Source organism: Streptomyces africanus, assembly GCF_002150735.1.
Taxonomy (GTDB): Bacteria; Actinomycetota; Actinomycetes; order Streptomycetales; family Streptomycetaceae; genus Streptomyces; species Streptomyces africanus.
Map to the genome: position 1 here is coordinate 1 of NZ_MUKA01000126.1, position 17,426 is coordinate 17,426.

The 17,426-nt window shown below is 71.6% G+C and carries 21 protein-coding genes; 13 read left to right on the plus strand and 8 right to left on the minus strand.

The genetic code is table 11. The features are described 5' to 3' along the window. Both CCL05_RS17770 and CCL05_RS17775 read left to right on the plus strand, forming a co-directional pair. Positions 1-461: LiaF domain-containing protein (locus CCL05_RS17770; protein ID WP_107400477.1), on the plus strand; the 461-nt coding region annotated here is incomplete at its 5' end. Between the two features lie 174 nt (positions 462-635). Next, positions 636-1,010, plus strand: a complete 375-nt coding sequence (locus CCL05_RS17775) for a WhiB family transcriptional regulator (protein ID WP_086561482.1) — start codon at positions 636-638, stop codon at positions 1,008-1,010. A gap of 89 nt (positions 1,011-1,099) precedes the next feature. On the opposite strand, the gene glpX is transcribed toward CCL05_RS17775, so the two are convergent. Beyond that, positions 1,100-2,134, minus strand: a complete 1,035-nt coding sequence (glpX, locus tag CCL05_RS17780; RefSeq protein ID WP_020275873.1) for a class II fructose-bisphosphatase — start codon at positions 2,132-2,134, stop codon at positions 1,100-1,102. Positions 2,135-2,260: 126 nt separating this feature from the next. On the opposite strand from glpX, the gene CCL05_RS17785 reads away from it, so the two are divergent. Beyond that, positions 2,261-2,785, plus strand: a complete 525-nt coding sequence (locus CCL05_RS17785) for a DUF4245 domain-containing protein (RefSeq protein WP_086561483.1) — start codon at positions 2,261-2,263, stop codon at positions 2,783-2,785. 76 nt (positions 2,786-2,861) lie between these two features. Here the strand turns inward: CCL05_RS17785 and CCL05_RS17790 are convergent, their stop codons facing one another. From CCL05_RS17790 to xseA, 3 genes are all read right to left on the minus strand, one after another. Then, the gene (locus CCL05_RS17790) at positions 2,862-3,452 is read right to left on the minus strand and encodes a malonic semialdehyde reductase (protein ID WP_086561484.1); all 591 of its coding nucleotides are present in this window, start codon (positions 3,450-3,452) and stop codon (positions 2,862-2,864) included. Between the two features lie 120 nt (positions 3,453-3,572). Beyond that, positions 3,573-3,818: an exodeoxyribonuclease VII small subunit gene (locus CCL05_RS17795; RefSeq protein WP_020275876.1), complete on the minus strand. Its 246-nt coding sequence runs from the start codon at positions 3,816-3,818 to the stop codon at positions 3,573-3,575. A gap of 9 nt (positions 3,819-3,827) precedes the next feature. After that, complete coding sequence (xseA, locus tag CCL05_RS17800; RefSeq protein ID WP_086561485.1) at positions 3,828-5,036, minus strand: exodeoxyribonuclease VII large subunit; 1,209 nt, start codon at positions 5,034-5,036, stop codon at positions 3,828-3,830. 104 nt (positions 5,037-5,140) lie between these two features. Between xseA and CCL05_RS17805 the strand changes: the two genes are divergently transcribed. Beyond that, positions 5,141-6,166: a 4-hydroxy-3-methylbut-2-enyl diphosphate reductase gene (locus CCL05_RS17805; protein WP_086561486.1), complete on the plus strand. Its 1,026-nt coding sequence runs from the start codon at positions 5,141-5,143 to the stop codon at positions 6,164-6,166. Positions 6,167-6,246: 80 nt separating this feature from the next. After that, positions 6,247-6,993, plus strand: coding sequence for a polyphosphate--glucose phosphotransferase (gene ppgK, locus CCL05_RS17810; RefSeq protein ID WP_086561487.1), 747 nt, complete (start codon positions 6,247-6,249; stop codon positions 6,991-6,993). Positions 6,994-7,003: 10 nt separating this feature from the next. On the opposite strand, the gene CCL05_RS17815 is transcribed toward ppgK, so the two are convergent. Next, positions 7,004-7,624, minus strand: coding sequence for a DUF6542 domain-containing protein (locus CCL05_RS17815; protein WP_086561488.1), 621 nt, complete (start codon positions 7,622-7,624; stop codon positions 7,004-7,006). A gap of 169 nt (positions 7,625-7,793) precedes the next feature. On the opposite strand from CCL05_RS17815, the gene ychF reads away from it, so the two are divergent. Then, positions 7,794-8,882, plus strand: a complete 1,089-nt coding sequence (ychF, locus tag CCL05_RS17820; RefSeq protein ID WP_086561489.1) for a redox-regulated ATPase YchF — start codon at positions 7,794-7,796, stop codon at positions 8,880-8,882. A 26-nt stretch (positions 8,883-8,908) separates the two neighbouring features. Here the strand turns inward: ychF and CCL05_RS17825 are convergent, their stop codons facing one another. Beyond that, the gene (locus CCL05_RS17825) at positions 8,909-9,694 is read right to left on the minus strand and encodes a sulfite exporter TauE/SafE family protein (RefSeq protein ID WP_086561490.1); all 786 of its coding nucleotides are present in this window, start codon (positions 9,692-9,694) and stop codon (positions 8,909-8,911) included. A 145-nt stretch (positions 9,695-9,839) separates the two neighbouring features. Next, entirely contained in the window at positions 9,840-10,745 is a 906-nt protein-coding gene (locus CCL05_RS17830; RefSeq protein ID WP_208641557.1) for a LysR family transcriptional regulator, read from the minus strand. 88 nt (positions 10,746-10,833) lie between these two features. Here CCL05_RS17830 and CCL05_RS17835 point away from each other — a divergent pair, with 88 nt between their 5' ends. After that, positions 10,834-11,664, plus strand: coding sequence for an oxidoreductase (locus CCL05_RS17835; RefSeq protein ID WP_086561492.1), 831 nt, complete (start codon positions 10,834-10,836; stop codon positions 11,662-11,664). Positions 11,665-11,734: 70 nt separating this feature from the next. Next, the gene (locus CCL05_RS17840) at positions 11,735-12,340 is read left to right on the plus strand and encodes a dihydrofolate reductase family protein (RefSeq protein ID WP_167409577.1); all 606 of its coding nucleotides are present in this window, start codon (positions 11,735-11,737) and stop codon (positions 12,338-12,340) included. A 15-nt stretch (positions 12,341-12,355) separates the two neighbouring features. Here CCL05_RS17840 and CCL05_RS17845 read toward each other — a convergent pair whose 3' ends face one another. After that, positions 12,356-13,543 carry a serpin family protein gene (locus CCL05_RS17845; protein WP_086561493.1) on the minus strand — a complete coding sequence of 396 codons (1,188 nt, stop codon included), beginning with the start codon at positions 13,541-13,543 and terminating at the stop codon, positions 12,356-12,358. 92 nt (positions 13,544-13,635) lie between these two features. Here CCL05_RS17845 and CCL05_RS17850 point away from each other — a divergent pair, with 92 nt between their 5' ends. From CCL05_RS17850 to CCL05_RS17870, 5 genes are all read left to right on the plus strand, one after another. Next, complete coding sequence (locus CCL05_RS17850; protein ID WP_086561494.1) at positions 13,636-14,784, plus strand: DUF4190 domain-containing protein; 1,149 nt, start codon at positions 13,636-13,638, stop codon at positions 14,782-14,784. A gap of 147 nt (positions 14,785-14,931) precedes the next feature. Beyond that, positions 14,932-15,684: a GntR family transcriptional regulator gene (locus CCL05_RS17855; protein WP_086561495.1), complete on the plus strand. Its 753-nt coding sequence runs from the start codon at positions 14,932-14,934 to the stop codon at positions 15,682-15,684. 341 nt (positions 15,685-16,025) lie between these two features. After that, complete coding sequence (locus tag CCL05_RS17860) at positions 16,026-16,220, plus strand: SPOR domain-containing protein (RefSeq protein ID WP_086561496.1); 195 nt, start codon at positions 16,026-16,028, stop codon at positions 16,218-16,220. 53 nt (positions 16,221-16,273) lie between these two features. Then, a complete protein-coding gene (locus CCL05_RS17865; protein WP_086561497.1) occupies positions 16,274-16,726 on the plus strand; it encodes a (deoxy)nucleoside triphosphate pyrophosphohydrolase in 453 nt (150 codons plus the stop codon). Between the two features lie 136 nt (positions 16,727-16,862). Continuing rightward, positions 16,863-17,294, plus strand: a complete 432-nt coding sequence (locus CCL05_RS17870) for an ATP-binding protein (protein ID WP_086561498.1) — start codon at positions 16,863-16,865, stop codon at positions 17,292-17,294. Positions 17,295-17,426 lie beyond the last annotated feature (132 nt).

Consider the following 17,426-nt stretch of genomic DNA (forward strand, 5'->3'; position numbering starts at 1 on the left):
GCCCCTCACCGGCCCCGGCCCGCCCCACAGCCGGCGCCTTCCCGATCGACCCGGACGACAACGTGGTCGCGATCTTCAGCAGCGCCGTCCGCAAGGGCCGCTGGCGCACGGGCCGCCGTATCCACGCGTACGCGATCTTCGGCAGTGTCGAGATAGACCTCAGCGAGGCGCTCTTCGACCACCAGCAGGTCATGATCAAGGCGTTCTCGGTCTTCGGCAGCGTCGAGATCCGTGTCCCGGAGAACGTGTCGCTGCGCGGCATGGGCGGCGGCGTGCTCGGCAGCTTCGAGGTGGACACGCTCGACTCGGGCGACCCGGAGGCCCCCGTCGTCTACGTCGACGGCTGGGCCGTGCTGGGCAGCGTCGAGGCGCGGCCCCGGCGCGGCAAGGTCGTCGCGGACATCCTCGACCGGGTGCAGCGCAAGGTCGACAAGAGTTTGCGCAAGCATCTGAACCATTGACAGTCGCGAATCCGCCCGGGTCCGGGGCAAACCGGTCCACCGGTGACGCGGCTCGACGGAACCCGGAAACGGGGGCGAAACCAGCGCTTCGGAACTCAGTGCATAGGCGCGCGCACAGCGGGTAGGCCTTGCTGCATCGTCTCTCGCTCGCGAAGCCGTCGTCAGGAGTAGACCGTGCTGCAACCGCCGCATTCGTCCCTGGTAGCTGCCGTTCCGGCCCCGCGGGTGCCAGCGCGAGACAGGGACCAAGAGGCCCCATGGCACACCGAGGCGGTGTGCCGGCGTGACGAGGCGGGCCTGTTCTTCGCCCCCTCCAAGGAGCCGACCGCCGCCCGGCTCTCGCGGGAGGAGGCGGCGAAGCGGGTCTGCGCCCGCTGTCCGGTGATGGTCGAATGCCGCGAGCACGCCCTGCTCCAGCCCGAGCCCTACGGCGTCTGGGGCGGCCTCACCGCCGCCGAACGCCGCGTGGTCCTGGCCCGACGCCGCCGCCGCGACCTGGAGTTGAAGAAGGCGGCCCGCTCGGCGAGCACGATAGCCGCGGCAGGCTGAGCGACACGCACGACGAAAAGGCGCCCCCACCGCACCGGGGGCGCCTTTTCCTCGCGGGGTGAGCTGCCCGAGCCCCACCCCTGCGCGCGCTACTTCCCCTTGTCGAAGTCGATCGCGCTGTACGCCCGCAGCTTGCTCAGGCGGTGCTCGGAATCGATCCTGCGCACCGTCCCCGACCGCGACCGCATCACGATCGAGTCGGTCGTGGCGGTCTCCGCCCGGTACCGCACCCCGCGCAGCAGCTCCCCGTCGGTGATCCCGGTCGCCACGAAGAACACGTTCTCCCCGGTGACCAGGTCCTCCGTCATCAGCACCCGGTCGAGATCATGCCCCGCGTCGATCGCCCTCTGCCGCTCCTCGTCGTCCTTGGGCCACAGCTTGCCCTGGATGGTGCCGCCCAGGCACTTCACTGCGCAGGCCGAGATGATGCCCTCGGGCGTACCGCCGATGCCGAGCAGCAGGTCGACGCCCGTGCCCTCGCGCAGCGCCAGGATGGAGCCGGCCACGTCGCCGTCGGAGATCAGCTTGATGCGCGCGCCGGTGTCCCGGATCTCCTTGATGATGCCCTCGTGCCGCGGCCGGTCCAGGATCACCACCGTCACGTCCTCGGGCGCGGACCGCTTGGCCTTGGCGACCCGGCGGATGTTCACCGACACCGGCGCGTTGATGTCGACGAAGTCGGCCGCCTCGGGCCCGGTGACGAGCTTGTCCATGTAGAAGACGGCGGACGGGTCGAACATGGACCCGCGCTCGGCGGCGGCCAGCACCGCGATCGCATTCGTCATGCCCTTCGCGGTCAGCGTGGTGCCGTCGATCGGGTCGACGGCGATGTCGCACTCGGGGCCCGTCCCGTCGCCCACGCGCTCCCCGTTGAACAGCATCGGGGCTTCGTCCTTCTCGCCCTCGCCGATGACGACGACGCCGTTCATCGAGACGGTGGAGACGAGCGTCCGCATGGCACGCACCGCGGCACCGTCGGCGCCGTTCTTGTCACCCCGCCCGACCCAACGGCCCGCGGCCATCGCCGCTGCCTCGGTGACCCGGACCAGTTCCAGGGCGAGGTTGCGGTCGGGGGCCTCGGAGGGCACATCGAGTTCGGACGGCAAGTGATGATGCTCGGTCATCGGAGCGCACCTTTCTGTACGACGACGGCCGGATGAGGGTGTTGTTGACCGACTCTATCGCCGAGACCGCAAAATGAGCAGGGGCCCCCACGGATGAGCGCGCCGGAGACCTGCGACGATAGGGACGTGGCAGGCACGAACGGCAAGCAGAAGACGGCGCGGGACATGATCCTCTCCATGGGAGTCATCATCCTCGTGGCGGGCGTCATCTACCTCTTCATCCCGCACGACGACAGCCCGCCCGACCTCAAGCGCGTCGACTACCGGGTGGAACTGCTCACGGCACGCCGCGCGGCCTCGTACCCCATCGCCGCGCCCCAGGGCCTGCCCGACGCATGGAAGGCCACCTCCGTCCGCTTCCAGGGCGACGAGTTCGACGCCTGGCACCTCGGCTTCCACGACCCCGACGGGGAGTACGTGGCCGTCGAGCAGTCCACTCAGCGGCGCCCCGTCTTCCTCGACGAGGCGACCCAGGGGGCGCGGGAGACCGGGAAGACCGAGAAGATCGACGGCCGGACCTGGACCCGCTACGAGGGCGGCCGGTACGACGCCCTGGTCCTGGAGGGCACCAAGGGCTCGACGACGGTCGTGACAGGCACCGCGTCGTTCGCGCAGCTGACGAAGATGGCGGACGCGCTGAAGACGGAGTGAGGCTCTCCGTACGCACAGAGCGCACAGGAAGAAGGCCCCCGGCACGGTTGCCGGGGGCCTCTCTCGTGTCCGTCGGTCAGACGGTGGTGACGACCTGGTCGAACTCCAGGCGCGGGGAGCGCGGGTACCAGGCGTCCGGGCCCGGACGGCCGATGTTGACGACCATCAGCGGGGTGTGGTCGTCGTCCAGGAACTCCTTGCGCACGCCCTCGAAGTCGAAGCCGGTCATCGGGCCGGCGGCGAGACCGGCGGCGCGGACGCCGACGATGAAGTACGCGGCCTGGAGGGCGGCGTTCAGCGTGGCGGCGTTCTCGCGGACCGGGCGCTCGGCGAAGAAGAGGTCCTTCACCTGCGGCATGGCCGGGAAGAGGTGCGGCAGCTCCTCGTGGAACTCGTTGTCCGCGGAGAGGATCGCGACCAGCGGGGCGGCCGCCGTCTTGGGCCGGTTGCCCTCGGCCATGTGCCGCACCAGGCGCTCGCGGGCCTCGGGGGAGCGGACCAGGGTGATGCGCAGCGGGGTCTGGTTGAAGGCGGTCGGGCCGTACTTGACCAGGTCGTAGATCGCCTGCACCTGCTCGTCGGTCACCGGCTCGTCGGTGAAGGTGTTGGCGGTGCGGGCCTCGCGGAACAGCAGGTCCTGCGCGGCGGGGTCAAGGGCGAGAGACATGGAGGAACCTTTGGACCTTCTCGAGCGGGTGCGTCTGATGTCTCCGACCGTACCCAAGTGAAGTTCAACGTTCAACCAACTCTGGGGTGTCGTGTCTCACCTCACAGTGAACGGCCCGTGCTACTCCGCGTCCGCCTCGTCCGCGGTCTCCTCCGCCAGCGCCGCGTCCAGCCGCGCCCGTGCCCCGTCCAGCCAGCGCCGGCACACCTTGGCCAGCTCCTCGCCGCGCTCCCAGAGCGCGAGGGACTCCTCCAGCGTCGTACCGCCCGCCTCCAGGCGGCGGACGACCTCGATCAGCTCGTCCCGCGCCTGCTCGTACCCGAGCGCCTCGGTCATGCCCGGTGTCTCATCAACCTCGCTGGTCATCCACCCACCCTATGTGTCCACTCGTACGGAGAACTCACCCTCGGAGACCCGCGCGCGCAGGGCCTCGCCGGCCGCCACCTCGCCGGGGTCGCGGACCGCGTGCCCGTCCGCCTTCTGGAGGACGGCGTACCCGCGCTTCAGGGTCGCGGCGGGGGAGAGGGCCACCACGCGTGCGTGCGTGTGCGCCAGCTCCGAGTCGGCCCGGTCGAGCTGGTGCCGCAGACAGCGCCGGCCCCGGTCGAGCAGGTCCGCCACATGGTCGGCGCGCTCGTCGATCATCCGGTGCGGGTCCTCTATCGACGGCCGCGCCAGCGCGTGGGCCAGCCCGCGCTCCTCCCGCTCCACCAGCGCCGCCACGCACCGGCGCGCCCGGTCCCGCAGCAGCCGCACCCGCTCGTACTCCTCGCCGACGTCCGGCACGACCTTCTTCGCGGCGTCGGTCGGGGTGGAGGCGCGCAGGTCGGCGACGTGATCGAGGAGCGGGTTGTCGGGCTCGTGCCCGATCGCGGACACCACGGGCGTACGGCACTCGGCCACCGTCCGGATCAGCTGCTCGTCGGAGAACGGCAGCAGGTCCTCCACGCTGCCGCCGCCGCGCGCGACGATGATCACGTCGACGTCCTCGATCGCGTCGAGCTCCTTCACGGCCTGCACGACCTGCGGCACGGCGTGCACGCCCTGCACGGCGACGTTGCGCACCTCGAAGCGCACGGCGGGCCAGCGGTGCCGGGCGTTCTCCAGCACGTCCCGCTCCGCCGCCGAGGCCCGTCCGCAGACCAGCCCGACGAGCTGCGGCAGGAAGGGCAGCGGCTTCTTCCGCTCCGGCGCGAACAGGCCCTCGCGCGTGAGGGCCTTCTTCAGCTGCTCCAGGCGCGCGAGCAGTTCACCGACCCCGACGGGCCTTATCTCGGCCGCCCGCAGCGACAGCTGCCCCCGTGGGGCGTACCACTCGGGCTTCGCGAGGACGACGACCCGGGCGCCCTCGCTCACCACGTCCGCGACGGCGTCGAACACCTGCCGGTAGCAGGTGACGCTGACCGAGATGTCGTACGAGGGGTCCCGCAGCGTCAGGAACACCACACCGGCGCCCGGCCGCCGCGACAACTGCGTGATCTGCCCCTCGACCCACACCGCACCGAGCCGGTCGATCCAGCCCCCGATGAGCCGCGACACCTCGCCGACGGGGAGCGGGGATTCCGGAGACGTGTTCACAGCCATGCCGCGAGCGTAGTGGCCACCACCGACAACACACCTCAGCCCTGTCGGTCTCCCCGGGGACTCCACACGGATGCGATCTTCGACGCGCCGGACGCGGCCTTACGATGGGACGCATGTCTGCTTCGCCTGGCCGCCGTGTCCTGCTCGCCGCCCCCCGTGGCTACTGCGCGGGCGTGGACCGCGCCGTGATCGCCGTCGAGAAAGCGCTGGAGCAGTACGGCGCTCCGGTCTACGTCCGGCACGAGATCGTCCACAACAAGTACGTCGTGCAGACCCTGGAGAAGAAGGGCGCGATCTTCGTCGAGCAGACGGAGGAGGTGCCCCCGGGGAACATCGTGATGTTCTCCGCGCACGGCGTGGCCCCCGTCGTCCACGAGGAGGCCGAGCGCGGCCGTCTCGCCACCATCGACGCCACCTGCCCGCTGGTCACCAAGGTCCACAAGGAAGCCGTCCGTTTCGCGGACGAGGACTACGACATCCTCCTGATCGGGCACGAGGGGCACGAGGAGGTCATCGGCACCTCCGGCGAGGCCCCAGACCACATCCAGCTCGTCGACGGGCCGGGCGATGTGCAGAAGGTCGAGGTCCGCGACCCGTCCAAGGTCGTCTGGCTCTCCCAGACCACGCTGTCCGTCGACGAGACCATGGAGACCGTCGACGCCCTGAAGGAGAAGTTCCCGCAGCTCATCTCCCCGCCCAGCGACGACATCTGTTACGCCACGCAGAACCGCCAGCTGGCCGTGAAGCAGATGGGCGCCGAGTCGGACCTGGTGATCGTGGTCGGCTCCCGCAACTCCTCCAACTCCAAGCGGCTCGTGGAGGTCGCCAAGCTCGCGGGAGCGCGCGCGGCCTACCTCGTGGACTTCGCCGACGAGATCGACGAGGCCTGGCTGGAGGGCGTCTCCACGGTCGGCGTCACCTCGGGCGCCTCCGTCCCGGAGGTCCTGGTCGAGCAGGTCCTGGAGTGGCTCTCCCAGCGCGGCTTCGAGGACGTCGAGATCGTCAAGGCGGCCGAGGAGTCCATCACCTTCTCGCTGCCCAAGGAGCTGCGACGCGACCTGCGCGAGGAGGCGACGGCGCTGGTCGCCGAGCGCCGCGGTGCCGGAACCCGTGAGGATTCCGGGGAGTGATCGGGGAGTGATCGGGGAGTCGCCGGGCGGGGTTCGCCATCAGGCCGGTGACTGTCAGTCCCTCGTCGTAACGTAGGGCCATGCAGATCTTCGGCGTGGACATCGGCGGTTCCGGGATCAAGGGTGCCCCGGTGGACCTGGACAAGGGCGACCTGGCGCAGGAGCGTCACAAGGTCCTCACCCCGCAGCCGGCCACGCCCGACGGGGTGGCCGACGGCGTCAAGCAGGTCGTCGACCACTTCGGCTGGACGGGCCCGGTCGGGGTCACGTTCCCGGGCGTGGTCACCGACGGAGCGACGATCCGGACAGCGGCGAACGTCGACGACAGCTGGATCGACACCGACGCGCGCGTGCTGCTCGGCGAGCGGCTGGGCGGACTGCCGGTGACGGTGGTGAACGACGCGGACGCGGCGGGCGTCGCCGAGATGCACTTCGGCGCCGGCCGCGACCGCCGGGGCACGGTGATCGTGCTCACGTTCGGCACGGGCATCGGCAGCGCGGTCTTCGTCGACGGCGTTCTGGTCCCCAACACCGAGCTGGGCCATCTGGAGCTCGACGGGCACGACGCGGAGAAGCGGGCCTCCAGCAAGGCCCGCGAGGACCACGACATGACGTGGGAGCACTGGGCGGTGCACCGCGTGCGCAAGTACCTCGCCCACGTCGAGATGCTGTTCTCGCCGGAGCTGTTCATCATCGGCGGCGGCGTCAGCCGCAAGTCACAGAAGTTCCTGCCGCACATCGAGGGCATCAAGGCGGAGATCGTCCCGGCGCAGCTGCAGAACAACGCGGGGATCGTGGGGGCGGCGATGCGGGCGGCGGGGCACTAGAGCCGGCGCGTCACCCCGGCGGACGCGCCCCGGCCGCCGCCCGCATCGCCGCCCGTCGCCGTTGCATCAGCCGAACACGCCGGACGATCACGATCAGCCCGGCGACGAGCGTTCCGCCGTACAGCCACCCGGCCTGCGTGGCGAGCGCCGTCACCAGCCCCATCAGCTTGCCGCCGGTCCCGACGTCGCCGTCCGCCACCGGCAGCAGTCCCACGGCGAACGCGATCGGCACGACGACGGGTGCGGTCATCAGATCCCCGCGGCGCACCCAGACGGCGGTCAGCACGCACACCGGCAGGTACAGCACCCCGTACGCCGTCAGCGACGCCCCGAACAGCACGGCGCAGAGCCCGCCGAGCAGGAACATCACCAGGGCGCAGAACAACCCGCTGCCCAGCCCGGTCAGCCGGGGGTTCGGCAGCCTCGCCGCGGCGGGTACCGGAGCGGGGGCGGGCCGCCGTAACGCCTGAGGGCGCTGCGGTCCCGCCGGGGGGCGGCGCTGCGGTCCCGGCTGCCGGACCGCTCGCACCGCATCGCCGCCCGCTCCTCGTCCCGCCTGCGGCGGCAGGGACGATCTCGGCCGGTCACGTCGCGGTCCGTACTGGGCAGGTCGCGTCCTGTATTGCTCCACTGCACCAACTTAGGTCGTTCAATATGCCGAATAGGCCTTCAGACACGCCGTGGATCGAGGCTTGGCCAAGCGTTCGATACGCCGCCGGGGCGGTTCCGGGTACGCCGTAGACTGGTGGATCGGCCGGTCTCCCGGCCCCCTGCCCTCTCCACTCACGGGAAGTCGCAACGTGTCGCTCACGATCGGAATCGTCGGTCTGCCGAATGTCGGCAAGTCGACCCTGTTCAACGCCCTGACCAAGAACGACGTGCTGGCGGCCAACTACCCGTTCGCCACGATCGAGCCGAACGTCGGCGTCGTCGGCGTCCCCGACCCGCGGCTCGGCAAGCTGGCCGAGATCTTCAAGTCGGAGCGGATCCTCCCGGCCACGGTCGACTTCGTCGACATCGCGGGCATCGTGCGCGGCGCGTCCGAGGGTGAGGGCCTGGGCAACAAGTTCCTCGCGAACATCCGTGAGTCCGACGCGATCTGCCAGGTCATCCGTGCCTTCAAGGACGAGAACGTCGTGCACGTCGACGGCAAGGTCTCGCCCAAGGACGACATCGAGACGATCAACACCGAGCTGATCCTCGCCGACCTCCAGACCATCGAGAAGGTCCTGCCGCGCCTCCAGAAGGAGTCGCGGATCAAGAAGGACATCCAGCCCAAGGTCAAGGCGGTCGAGGAGGCCAAGGAGATCCTGGAGAAGGGCGACACGCTCTTCGCGCACGGCATCGTCCAGGGCAGCGAGCGAGCGGAGCTCCTGCACGACCTGCACCTGCTCACGACCAAGCCCTTCCTCTACGTCTTCAACGTCGACGAGGACGAGCTGACCGACGACGACTTCAAGAACGAGCAGCGCGCCCTGGTCGCCCCCGCGGAGGCCATCTTCCTCAACGCCAAGCTGGAGGCGGACCTCGCCGAGCTCGAAGATGACGAGGCTCTGGAACTCCTCCAGTCCGTCGGCCAGGAGGAGCCCGGCCTCGCGACCCTGGCCCACGTCGGCTTCCGCACGCTCGGTCTCCAGACCTACCTGACGGCAGGCCCCAAGGAATCCCGCGCCTGGACCATCAAGAAGGGCGCCACGGCCCCCGAGGCCGCCGGCGTCATCCACACCGACTTCCAGAAGGGCTTCATCAAGGCGGAGGTCATCTCCTTCGACGACCTGGTGGAGTCGGGCTCGGTGGCGGAGGCCCGCGCGAAGGGCAAGGCCCGCATGGAGGGCAAGGACTATGTGATGCAGGACGGGGATGTCGTGGAGTTCCGCTTCAACGTGTAGCGGGTGGCTTCGGGGGCGGGCCCCTGTCAGCCCAGGGTCTGGGCGGCGTACAGCATGCCGACGGCCGTGGCGAGGGTGCCGAGGAGGAGGCGCAGGGCCCGGTCGGGCAGGCGGGGCTGGAGGCGGGCGCCGAGGTAGCCGCCGATCAGGCCGCCCGTGCCGCAGGCGAGGCCGAGCCACCAGTCGGGGGCGACCTCTCCGGAACTCATCAGCGACAGCAGCGCGTAGGCCGTGGCACCGACGAGCGACGTGGCGAACGTGGCGGCGAGCGCGGCCGGGGCGACGCGGGCGACGGGCAGACCGCGTCCGACGAGGACCGGGCCGAGCAGGGAACCGCCGCCGATGCCGTAGATGCCGCCGACCGCGCCGACCGCCAGCGCGAGTCCGGTCAGCGTACGCGGGGACAACTCACCTGCGGGCGACGGCCGGTGGCGTGCCGGGGCGAGGGCACGCAGGAACAGCCACAGGCCGAGCGGCAGCAGCAGGGCGGCTGCCAGGAGCCGGAAGACGCCGGGGCCGGGGAGGGCGAAGACCCGGACGGTGGCGCCGAGGACGACGCCGGGCAGGGTGCCCAGCACCAGGCGCCGGGCGAGGTCGCCGCGTAGCGCGCCGTCGTGCCGGTAGCGCCACAGGGCCCCAGGTCCGGCGACGACGTTGTACAGCAGGTTGGTCGGGGTGACCGCCGGGTTGGGCACACTGAAGACGCTCAGCTGGACCGGAAGCAGGAACACCGCGCCGGACACTCCGACGGGGGCGGTCACGGTCGCGATCACCAGCCCGGCGGCCAGCCCTCCCCACACGGTCCCGTCCACTGTCGCCCCGCTTCCCCTGGCCCTTCGAACGTCCGGTCAGTATCAGCGCCCCGGAGGGCTACGGGGATGGTGTGCAACGAGATGTTCATGAGCGGTGTTCCGGGCAGGGCCGGAGTGGCTCGGGACACCGGACCCCCACCCCGCCCTACTCCCGGCCCGTGACCCGTCGGCAGGCCTCCGCGTACGCCCGGACCAGCGGACGTCGCCCGTCCTGGCGGCGCCAGGCCAGGACGTAGCGGCTGGGCGTGACACCGCGCACCGGGCGGGCGGTCACGCCGCCCAGGGTGAGCAGGGGGACGTTGCCCGCGGCCACGAGGCACACGCCGAGACCGGCGGTCAGGGCCTCGTACGTCTCCTCCGTGCTCGCGATCTCGGCGCCGATCCGGGGAGGGCGGCCGTCGCGGGCGTCCAGGGCCAGCCAGAAGTCGCGCAGCGGGCCCGAGCTCTCGGGCAGCGCCAGGAACGGCTCGTCCAGCAGGTCCGTGAAGTCGACCTCGGCGCGGCCGGTGAGAGGGTGGGTGTCCGGGAGGGCGACCATGAGCGGTTCCTCGGCGACGACCGTCCAGTCGTAGCGCTCCTGGCCGGGCAGCGGCAGCCAGACGAAGGCCACGTCGGCGGCGCCGTCGGCGAGGCCCGCGGTCGGGTCCTCCCAGTTGACCTGCCGCAGCCGGATGTGGGTCTCCGGGTGCGCGGCCGTGAAGCGGGAGCGGATCGCGGGCAGCAGGCCGCCGCGGACCGGGCTGGTGCTCATGCCCACGATCAGCGTGCTGCGCTGCGCCGCCCGGGCGGTGTCCAGCGCGGCCGCGCCCTCCTCCCACGCGTCCAGCACCCGGCGCGCGTGCGGCAGCAGTGCCGTACCGGCGTCGGTGAGGGCCACGCCGCGCCGGTCGCGCCGGAACAGTTCGATGCCCAACTGCCGCTCCAGGGCCCGGATCTGCTTGCTCAGCGCGGGCTGCGACACGTACAGGCGCTCGGCGGCGCGGGTGAAGTGCAGTTCCTCGGCCACCGCCACGAAGTAGCGCAGGTCGCGCACATGAACGTCCAGGGTCATAGCCATTGGTTATCACCAAATGTCTTGGACGGGGCAGCGGGCCGGGCGAGAGGGTGGTCGGCGTAACGACACGAGACGGGGAGCTGTCATGAACAAGGTGTGGCTGATCACGGGTGCGAGCAGCGGTTTCGGGCGGGCGATCGCCGAGGCGGCCCTTGCCGCAGGCGACGTGGTGGTCGGCGCGGCCCGGCGCCCCGAGGCGCTCGACGACCTGGTCGCCGCCCACCCCGACCGGGTGGAGGCACTGCGCCTGGACGTCGCCGACACCGGGGCCGCCGAGGCCGCCGTACGGGACGTCGTGGCGCGGCACGGACGGATCGACGTCCTGGTCAACAACGCGGGCCGGACCCATGTCGGTGCCTTCGAGGAGACCACCGAGGAGGAGCTGCGGGCGCTGTTCGAGGTCCACGTCTTCGGCCCGGCCGCCCTCACCCGGGCCGTGCTGCCTTACATGCGCGAGCGGCGGTCGGGCGCGGTCGTGCAGATGAGCAGCATGGGCGGGCAGCTGTCCTTCGCCGGCTTCTCGGCGTACAGCGCCACGAAGTTCGCCCTGGAGGGCATGTCCGAGGGACTCGCGGACGAGGTCGCCGAGTTCGGCATCAGGGTGCTGATCGTCGAGCCGGGCGCCTTCCGCACGGGCCTGTTCGGGACCGGGCGGGCCGGCGCCAGCGCGGACACCGGGGTGTACGGCAAGGTGAGCGAGACGCGCGGCCTCGTCTCCGGTGGCGACGGCACCCAGCCCGGCGACCCGGCCAAGGCCGCCGCCCTCATCCTGGCCGCGCTCGACGCCGGCTCCACACCGCTGCGCCTGCCCCTCGGCGACGACGGCGTCAGCGCGGTCCTCGGCCATCTCGACCAGGTGCGCGACGAGGTCCTGGCATGGGAGAAGCGCTCCCGGGCCACGGGGTTCGACGACTGACCGTCGCGGATGTCCCGCCGATGAGTTTCCCGTGGTCGTGCGGTCTACCCCACGACGAAGGGAGCGCACCATGCGCCAGATCATCGTTTGCACGTTCCTGACGCTGGACGGCGTCATGCAGGCGCCGGGCGGTCCGGACGAGGACGCCGAGAGCGGCTTCGAGTACGGCGGCTGGCAGAAGCCGGTGACCGACGACGAGGTCGGCGCGGCCATCGCCGGTTGGTACGAGCACTCCGACACGATGCTGCTCGGCCGCAAGACGTACGAGATCTTCGCGTCGTACTGGCCGACCGCCGATCCCGGCAACCCGTTCACCGGCCGGATGAACAGCATGCGCAAGTACGTGGCGTCCCGGACCCTGACGTCCGTCGAGTGGCAGAACTCCACGCTGCTGGAGGGCGACGTCGTCGATGCCGTACGCGAGCTGAAGGCGTCCGGCGACGGCAACGTCAACGTCGTCGGCAGCGGCGACCTCGCCCAGACGCTCATGCGGCACGGCCTCGTCGACGAGTACCGGCTGACCATCCACCCGGTGATCATCGGCACCGGCAAGCGGCTGTTCGCCGACGGGGCGATCCCCACCGCGCTGGAGCCGGTCAGCGTCTCGACGACGAAGGGCGGCACCGTCGTCGGCGTCTACCGGCCCAGCGGCAAGCCCAGTTACGACAGCTACTAGACGGTCTCGTTTTTGCTAGGCGTCCTCGTCCTCCGGGAAGGGCTTCGGGTCGGTGACCCAGCCCGCCGCGAGGACGAGGCCCGTCTCGCGGTGGACGGCGAGAAACCCGAAGGGGCGATCGAAGACGGCGTCGGCCCGCGTCGTCTCGTACCGCGGTTCGGGCCGGTCCTCCCACCCCAGCCACATCGCCTCCATCAGGGTCACGGCAGCGGCCCGGAATCCCTCCGCGCCGAACGTCGCCGTGGCCGACTGCCGGCCGGACGCCAGTGCGAGCGGTGCGGCGCTGATGCCCGGGAAGTGGCCCGGGGCGCCGTCGGCTGCCGCGGCCAGACCGAACGACTCCGCGTCGCGCAGCAGGTCGTGACGGGCGGTCAGAGTGAACTCGACGGTGCTGAGCGTCAGGGCCGGTGGTTCGGGACGCAGGGCGGGGACCTTCCGCAGCCGAAGCCCTGGGCCGGCCTGACCGTAGGGCAGGCGGCTCCCCGGAACGGCCGGCAGCGCACCCGAGACGACGCCGACACCCGCTTCGACGACCTGTGCGGGCGTCAACGCCTCGTCTCCCAGGAGAAGAAGGACATCGATGCCGTTCGTGCCGCGCACCGTGGCCACCGTCACCGCGCCGCCCGGAGGCCGCGCGACCGCCACGGCGTCCAGCCCGGCCAGGGTACGGGTGAGCCCGGCCCGGTCATGGCCGCGCCACGGCATCAGGTCCCCCTTGAACGGCACCTCCCAGTCCGTCCGCAGCACCAGCGCACTCGCCGGCACCAGGGCCGTGCCCGGCCGCAGCGCCGCCGGCATGTGCTCGATCACCCCGCCGGTCCGCCGCGCGGCCCACGCGTCCAGGGCCCGCCGGTCCGCCGCCGGATCGCCCGTCAGCACGCCGTGCGCCTCCAAGGGCAGCCCCGCCGCCCACTCCTCCCGCAGTTCCACGGTCCGCTCGGTCCACAACCCCAGCGCGGATTCCAGACCGTCCACCTCGGCCAGCACCCCGAGCAACTCCCGCCCCGCCGCGCCCGCCCGGTCCGCCGGCAGCCCGAGTGCCTCCGTCAGCTCCTCACGCGCCCGGCCCGTCGCCCCGGCCGCGAGGAAGGCCAGCAGCGGCCAGACCCCGGCCGCCGAGAACACCGTGCCCGCGCGGATCCCCGACGCCCAGCGTGCGGTCAGGCGGTTCACGGCCCGTGCCGATGTCTCGATCGTCTGCATTCCGCCCCCGTCGCCCCGCCGCTTACCATGCGCCCAGCCGTACGTCCGTTGCACGGCCGCTCTCCACCGCCTCAGCCAGGAGCACCGTACCCGTGTCGACACCCCCGCCTTACGGGAGCCAGCAGCCCCGGGACCCGTACGGCCCGCCGCCTGCGAACTGGCCGCAGCAACCCCAGGGCTACGGCCCTTATGGCCCCACCGGCCGTCCCTATGGAGCCCCGGTCTCCGTCAACGCGCTCGCCGTCGCCGCGCTCGTGCTCGGCGTGCTCTGCTTCCTGCCCGCCGCGGGGCTCGTGCTGGGGCTGATCGCGCTGCGGCAGATCAGACGGAACGGCCAGAGCGGCCGGGGTCTGGCGGTCGCCGGGGCCGTGCTGTCGTGCGTCGGGATCGCGCTGTGGGCGGTGACGCTGTCCACGGGTGTGCTGTCGGACGCCTGGGAGGGGTTCAAGGACGGCGCGCAGGGCAACGAGAGCCTCTCGCTGGAGAAGGGCGATTGCTTCGATGCGCCCGGCGGTCTGGAGGGCGACACGTACGACGTCGACCGGGTGTCCTGCGCGGGCAGGCACGACGGCGAGGTGTTCGCGGTCGTGACCCTGCCGGGCGGCGCCTTCCCGGGCGACACCGAGATCACCGACATCGCCGACGAGAGGTGTTACGCGCTCCAGGACCAGTACGCCATGGACTCCTGGGCGATGCCGGCCGACGTCGACGTGTACTACCTCATGCCGTCCCGGGACAGCTGGCGGTACGGCGACCGCGCGATCAGCTGCGTCTTCGGCAACAGCGACGCCAAGGCCAAGCTGACCGGCTCCCTGCGCGGCGACCCCACCACGCTCGACACCGACCAGGTCGTCTTCCTGTCGGCCGCCAACGCCGTCGACGCCGCGCTGTACGAGGAGCCCGGGGACACCCCCGAGGACGACCTCGCCGGCCACCGGGCCTGGGCCGCCCAGGTGCACGACGTGCTCGGCGAGCAGATCGAGGCGCTGCGCGGCCACTCCTGGACGACCAAAGCCCGCCGGCCCGTCGCCGGCCTGGTGAAGGACCTGGAGGACGCCCGGGAGGAGTGGGCGGGGGCGAGCGAGGCGGACGACCCGGACTCGTACTCCGCGCACCACGACAAGGCCTACGCGTACGTCGACGGCCCGGCGACCGTCACCGCCCGCAAGGCCCTCGGGCTCGCTACGGCGCCGCCCTCCCCGGGCGAGACCGAGGGCGGGGACTCCGACGCCCAGGTGTGACGGCGGCTATAGCGGGGAGAAAGTGCCTGCGTAAAGCCCCCGGGGCCACCATGTCATCACATCGAGTGATTCTCTGGCCTTTGCTTGCACCGCACAACCTACGGTTGCCACGCTGTTGCTGTCTGTACAACCTGATGGGAGCGGCCAGTGACATTCGGTGAGCAGCCGGCGTACCTGCGCGTCGCGGGTGATCTCCGCCAGAAGATCGTCGACGGTCAGCTCCCTCCGCACACCCGCCTCCCGTCGCAGGCCAGAATCCGCCAGGAGTACGGCGTCTCGGACACCGTCGCCCTGGAGGCCCGCAAGGTGCTCATGGCGGAAGGCCTCGTCGAGGGCCGCTCCGGCTCGGGGACGTATGTGCGCGAGCGGCCCGTGCCCCGGCGCATCGCCCGCTCGGGATACCGCCCGACCGGCGGGGCCACGCCGTTCCGCCAGGAGCAGGCCGACGGCGAGGGGCGCGGCACCTGGGAGTCCAGCAGCGAGCAGTCCGAGGCCAGTGTCGCGGTCGCCGAGCGGCTGGGCATCGAGCCGGGCGAGCGCGTGATGTGCACGAAGTACCTCTTCCGTGAGGGCGGCGAGGCGATGATGCTCTCCACCTCCTGGGAGCCGCTCGCCCTCACGGGCCGTACGCCGGTGATGCTGCCGGAGGAGGGGCCGCTCGGCGGCATGGGCGTCGTCGAGCGCATGCGCGCGATCGACGTGATCGTGGACAACGTCACCGAGGAAGTGGGCGCCCGCCCCGGTCTCGCCGAGGAACTGCTCGTCCTCGGGGGCGTCCCCGGCCATGTGGTCCTCGTCGTCCAGCGCACGTTCTACGCCTCGGGCCGCCCGGTCGAGACGGCCGACGTGGTCATCCCGGCCGATCGGTACCGGGTCGCCTACCACCTTCCGGTCAAGTAGCGAACGCTCACTTCAGTCCCGCGGCGCGCCCCCCGCGCGCCCCGCTCACACGATCACGGCGACAGCCATCCCGGGCCGGGGTGGCCCGTACCCCTGAGCCGTCCGTCGTTCTCCCAGGTCGGCGGCGGCGTATGCGGTATGCCTCCGGCCGGGTGCGTCGAGGTGCGCGGACGGCGCGTTCGTCGTCGTGCGCCCCCTGTGTTCTGGCCGGTTGCGTACCTCTTTGTGAAAAGCCGTATTCGCTGCGTGAAGGTTAGGCGTAGGCTCGGGCATATGCGCATTGCGGTTTCCTTATCGGGTGGGGCACGGCACAGGCCGCGGGTGGGAAGTGGAGGGGCGCGATGAACGACAGCACGATCACTCTTCCCTGGCTCGTGATACGCGAGGACGACAACGGCAACCGCTACCGGGTCGGCCGGTACGCCACCCGGGCCGAGGCCCAGAAGATCGCGGACAGCCTCGACGGCCGCGGCCACAAACAGCTGTACTGGGTCGAGCGGCTCGGCCAGAACGGGTCGGGCGGGACGCACGACTGACCTGAGCCCCCCCTCGGATCAGAGGGACCGGATCGCGGTCGTAGGCTCCCCGCATGAGTGAGCGGATCGTCGTCGTGGGTGCCGCGCTGATCGACGACGGGCGGCTGCTGGCCGCCCGGCGCAGCGCGCCCGTCGAGTTGGCCGGGCGCTGGGAGCTGCCCGGCGGCAAGGTCGAGCCGGGGGAGGCGGCCGACGCGGCGCTCGTGCGGGAACTGCGCGAGGAACTCGGCGTCGACGCCGAGGCCGGCGGGCGCGTCCCGGGGGAGTGGCCGCTGAAGTCGCCGTACGTGCTGCAGGTGTGGACCGCGCGGCTGCGGCCCGGCTCCGCCGCCCCCGAGCCCCTCGAGGACCACGACGCGCTGCGCTGGCTCGGCCCCGACGAGATCTGGGACGTGGACTGGCTCGACCAGGACGTGCCCGCGGTACGCCGGACACTCGCGCACCTGGGGCCGCTCGGCGGCGGCCGCACCCGGGCGGGAGAGGCCGGAGAAGTGCCCGGCGGGTGAGGCAAACCCGGGGCGTGCGAGGGCGGGAGGCGGTCGTGCCCGCGCCCCGTACGCCGTTCGTGCCACAGCGCGCTGCCCCACGCGGTACTCCGCCTCGAATATCGGGTATGTGCCCATTAATCCTATGAAACAGGACATGGGCGGACCCGCTGCCGGGGAAGTGATCGGCGTGATCGACACGGAAGGTGACCGCGCCGAGTGGACGTTTCCCGCCGAGCCGGGCGCCGTGCGCACCGCGCGACAGGCCGTCCGTGGCCGACTCCGCGGCTGGGGCCTCGACAGCCTCGCGGACCTGACGGCGTTGTTGGTCAGCGAGTTGGTCACCAACGCCCTGCGGCACGCCACGGGCCCCATCGGCGTCCGTCTGGTCCGCCCCTCCGAACTCAACGCCGTCCTGCTGGTGGAGGTCTCCGACCCGCTCCCGGACCCGCCCCGCGAGCGCACCGCGAGGCCGGAGGACGAGAGCGGCCGCGGGCTCCAACTCGTGGCCTCCTCCTGCCGCCGCTGGGGCACCCGGCCGGGCGGCGTGGGCAAGACCGTGTGGTTCGAACTCGCCGTTCCGGAGTGAAAAATCGGTGTACGTCCGCCCTGCCGCTGTCGAGCGAATGGTTCAGGCCAGTGGCGGTTGCCGACGGACGGGATTCGACGACGTGTCCCCTGGTTAGAAGACTGGAAGTGTTCTCACGGTCCGGACCGAAAA

Coding starts and splice junctions, on each gene's coding strand:
- CCL05_RS17865 (WP_086561497.1), top strand. CDS start 16,274: ATGAGTGAGCGGATCGTCGTCGTGGGTGCCGCGCTGATCGACGACGGG.
- glpX (WP_020275873.1), bottom strand. CDS start 2,134: ATGACCGAGCATCATCACTTGCCGTCCGAACTCGATGTGCCCTCCGAG.
- CCL05_RS17870 (WP_086561498.1), top strand. CDS start 16,863: ATGGGCGGACCCGCTGCCGGGGAAGTGATCGGCGTGATCGACACGGAA.
- CCL05_RS17805 (WP_086561486.1), top strand. CDS start 5,141: ATGGGACGCATGTCTGCTTCGCCTGGCCGCCGTGTCCTGCTCGCCGCC.
- CCL05_RS17795 (WP_020275876.1), bottom strand. CDS start 3,818: ATGACCAGCGAGGTTGATGAGACACCGGGCATGACCGAGGCGCTCGGG.
- CCL05_RS17835 (WP_086561492.1), top strand. CDS start 10,834: ATGAACAAGGTGTGGCTGATCACGGGTGCGAGCAGCGGTTTCGGGCGG.
- ppgK (WP_086561487.1), top strand. CDS start 6,247: ATGCAGATCTTCGGCGTGGACATCGGCGGTTCCGGGATCAAGGGTGCC.
- xseA (WP_086561485.1), bottom strand. CDS start 5,036: ATGGCTGTGAACACGTCTCCGGAATCCCCGCTCCCCGTCGGCGAGGTG.
- CCL05_RS17840 (WP_167409577.1), top strand. CDS start 11,735: ATGCGCCAGATCATCGTTTGCACGTTCCTGACGCTGGACGGCGTCATG.
- CCL05_RS17860 (WP_086561496.1), top strand. CDS start 16,026: ATGAACGACAGCACGATCACTCTTCCCTGGCTCGTGATACGCGAGGAC.
- CCL05_RS17845 (WP_086561493.1), bottom strand. CDS start 13,543: ATGCAGACGATCGAGACATCGGCACGGGCCGTGAACCGCCTGACCGCA.
- CCL05_RS17830 (WP_208641557.1), bottom strand. CDS start 10,745: ATGACCCTGGACGTTCATGTGCGCGACCTGCGCTACTTCGTGGCGGTG.
- CCL05_RS17790 (WP_086561484.1), bottom strand. CDS start 3,452: ATGTCTCTCGCCCTTGACCCCGCCGCGCAGGACCTGCTGTTCCGCGAG.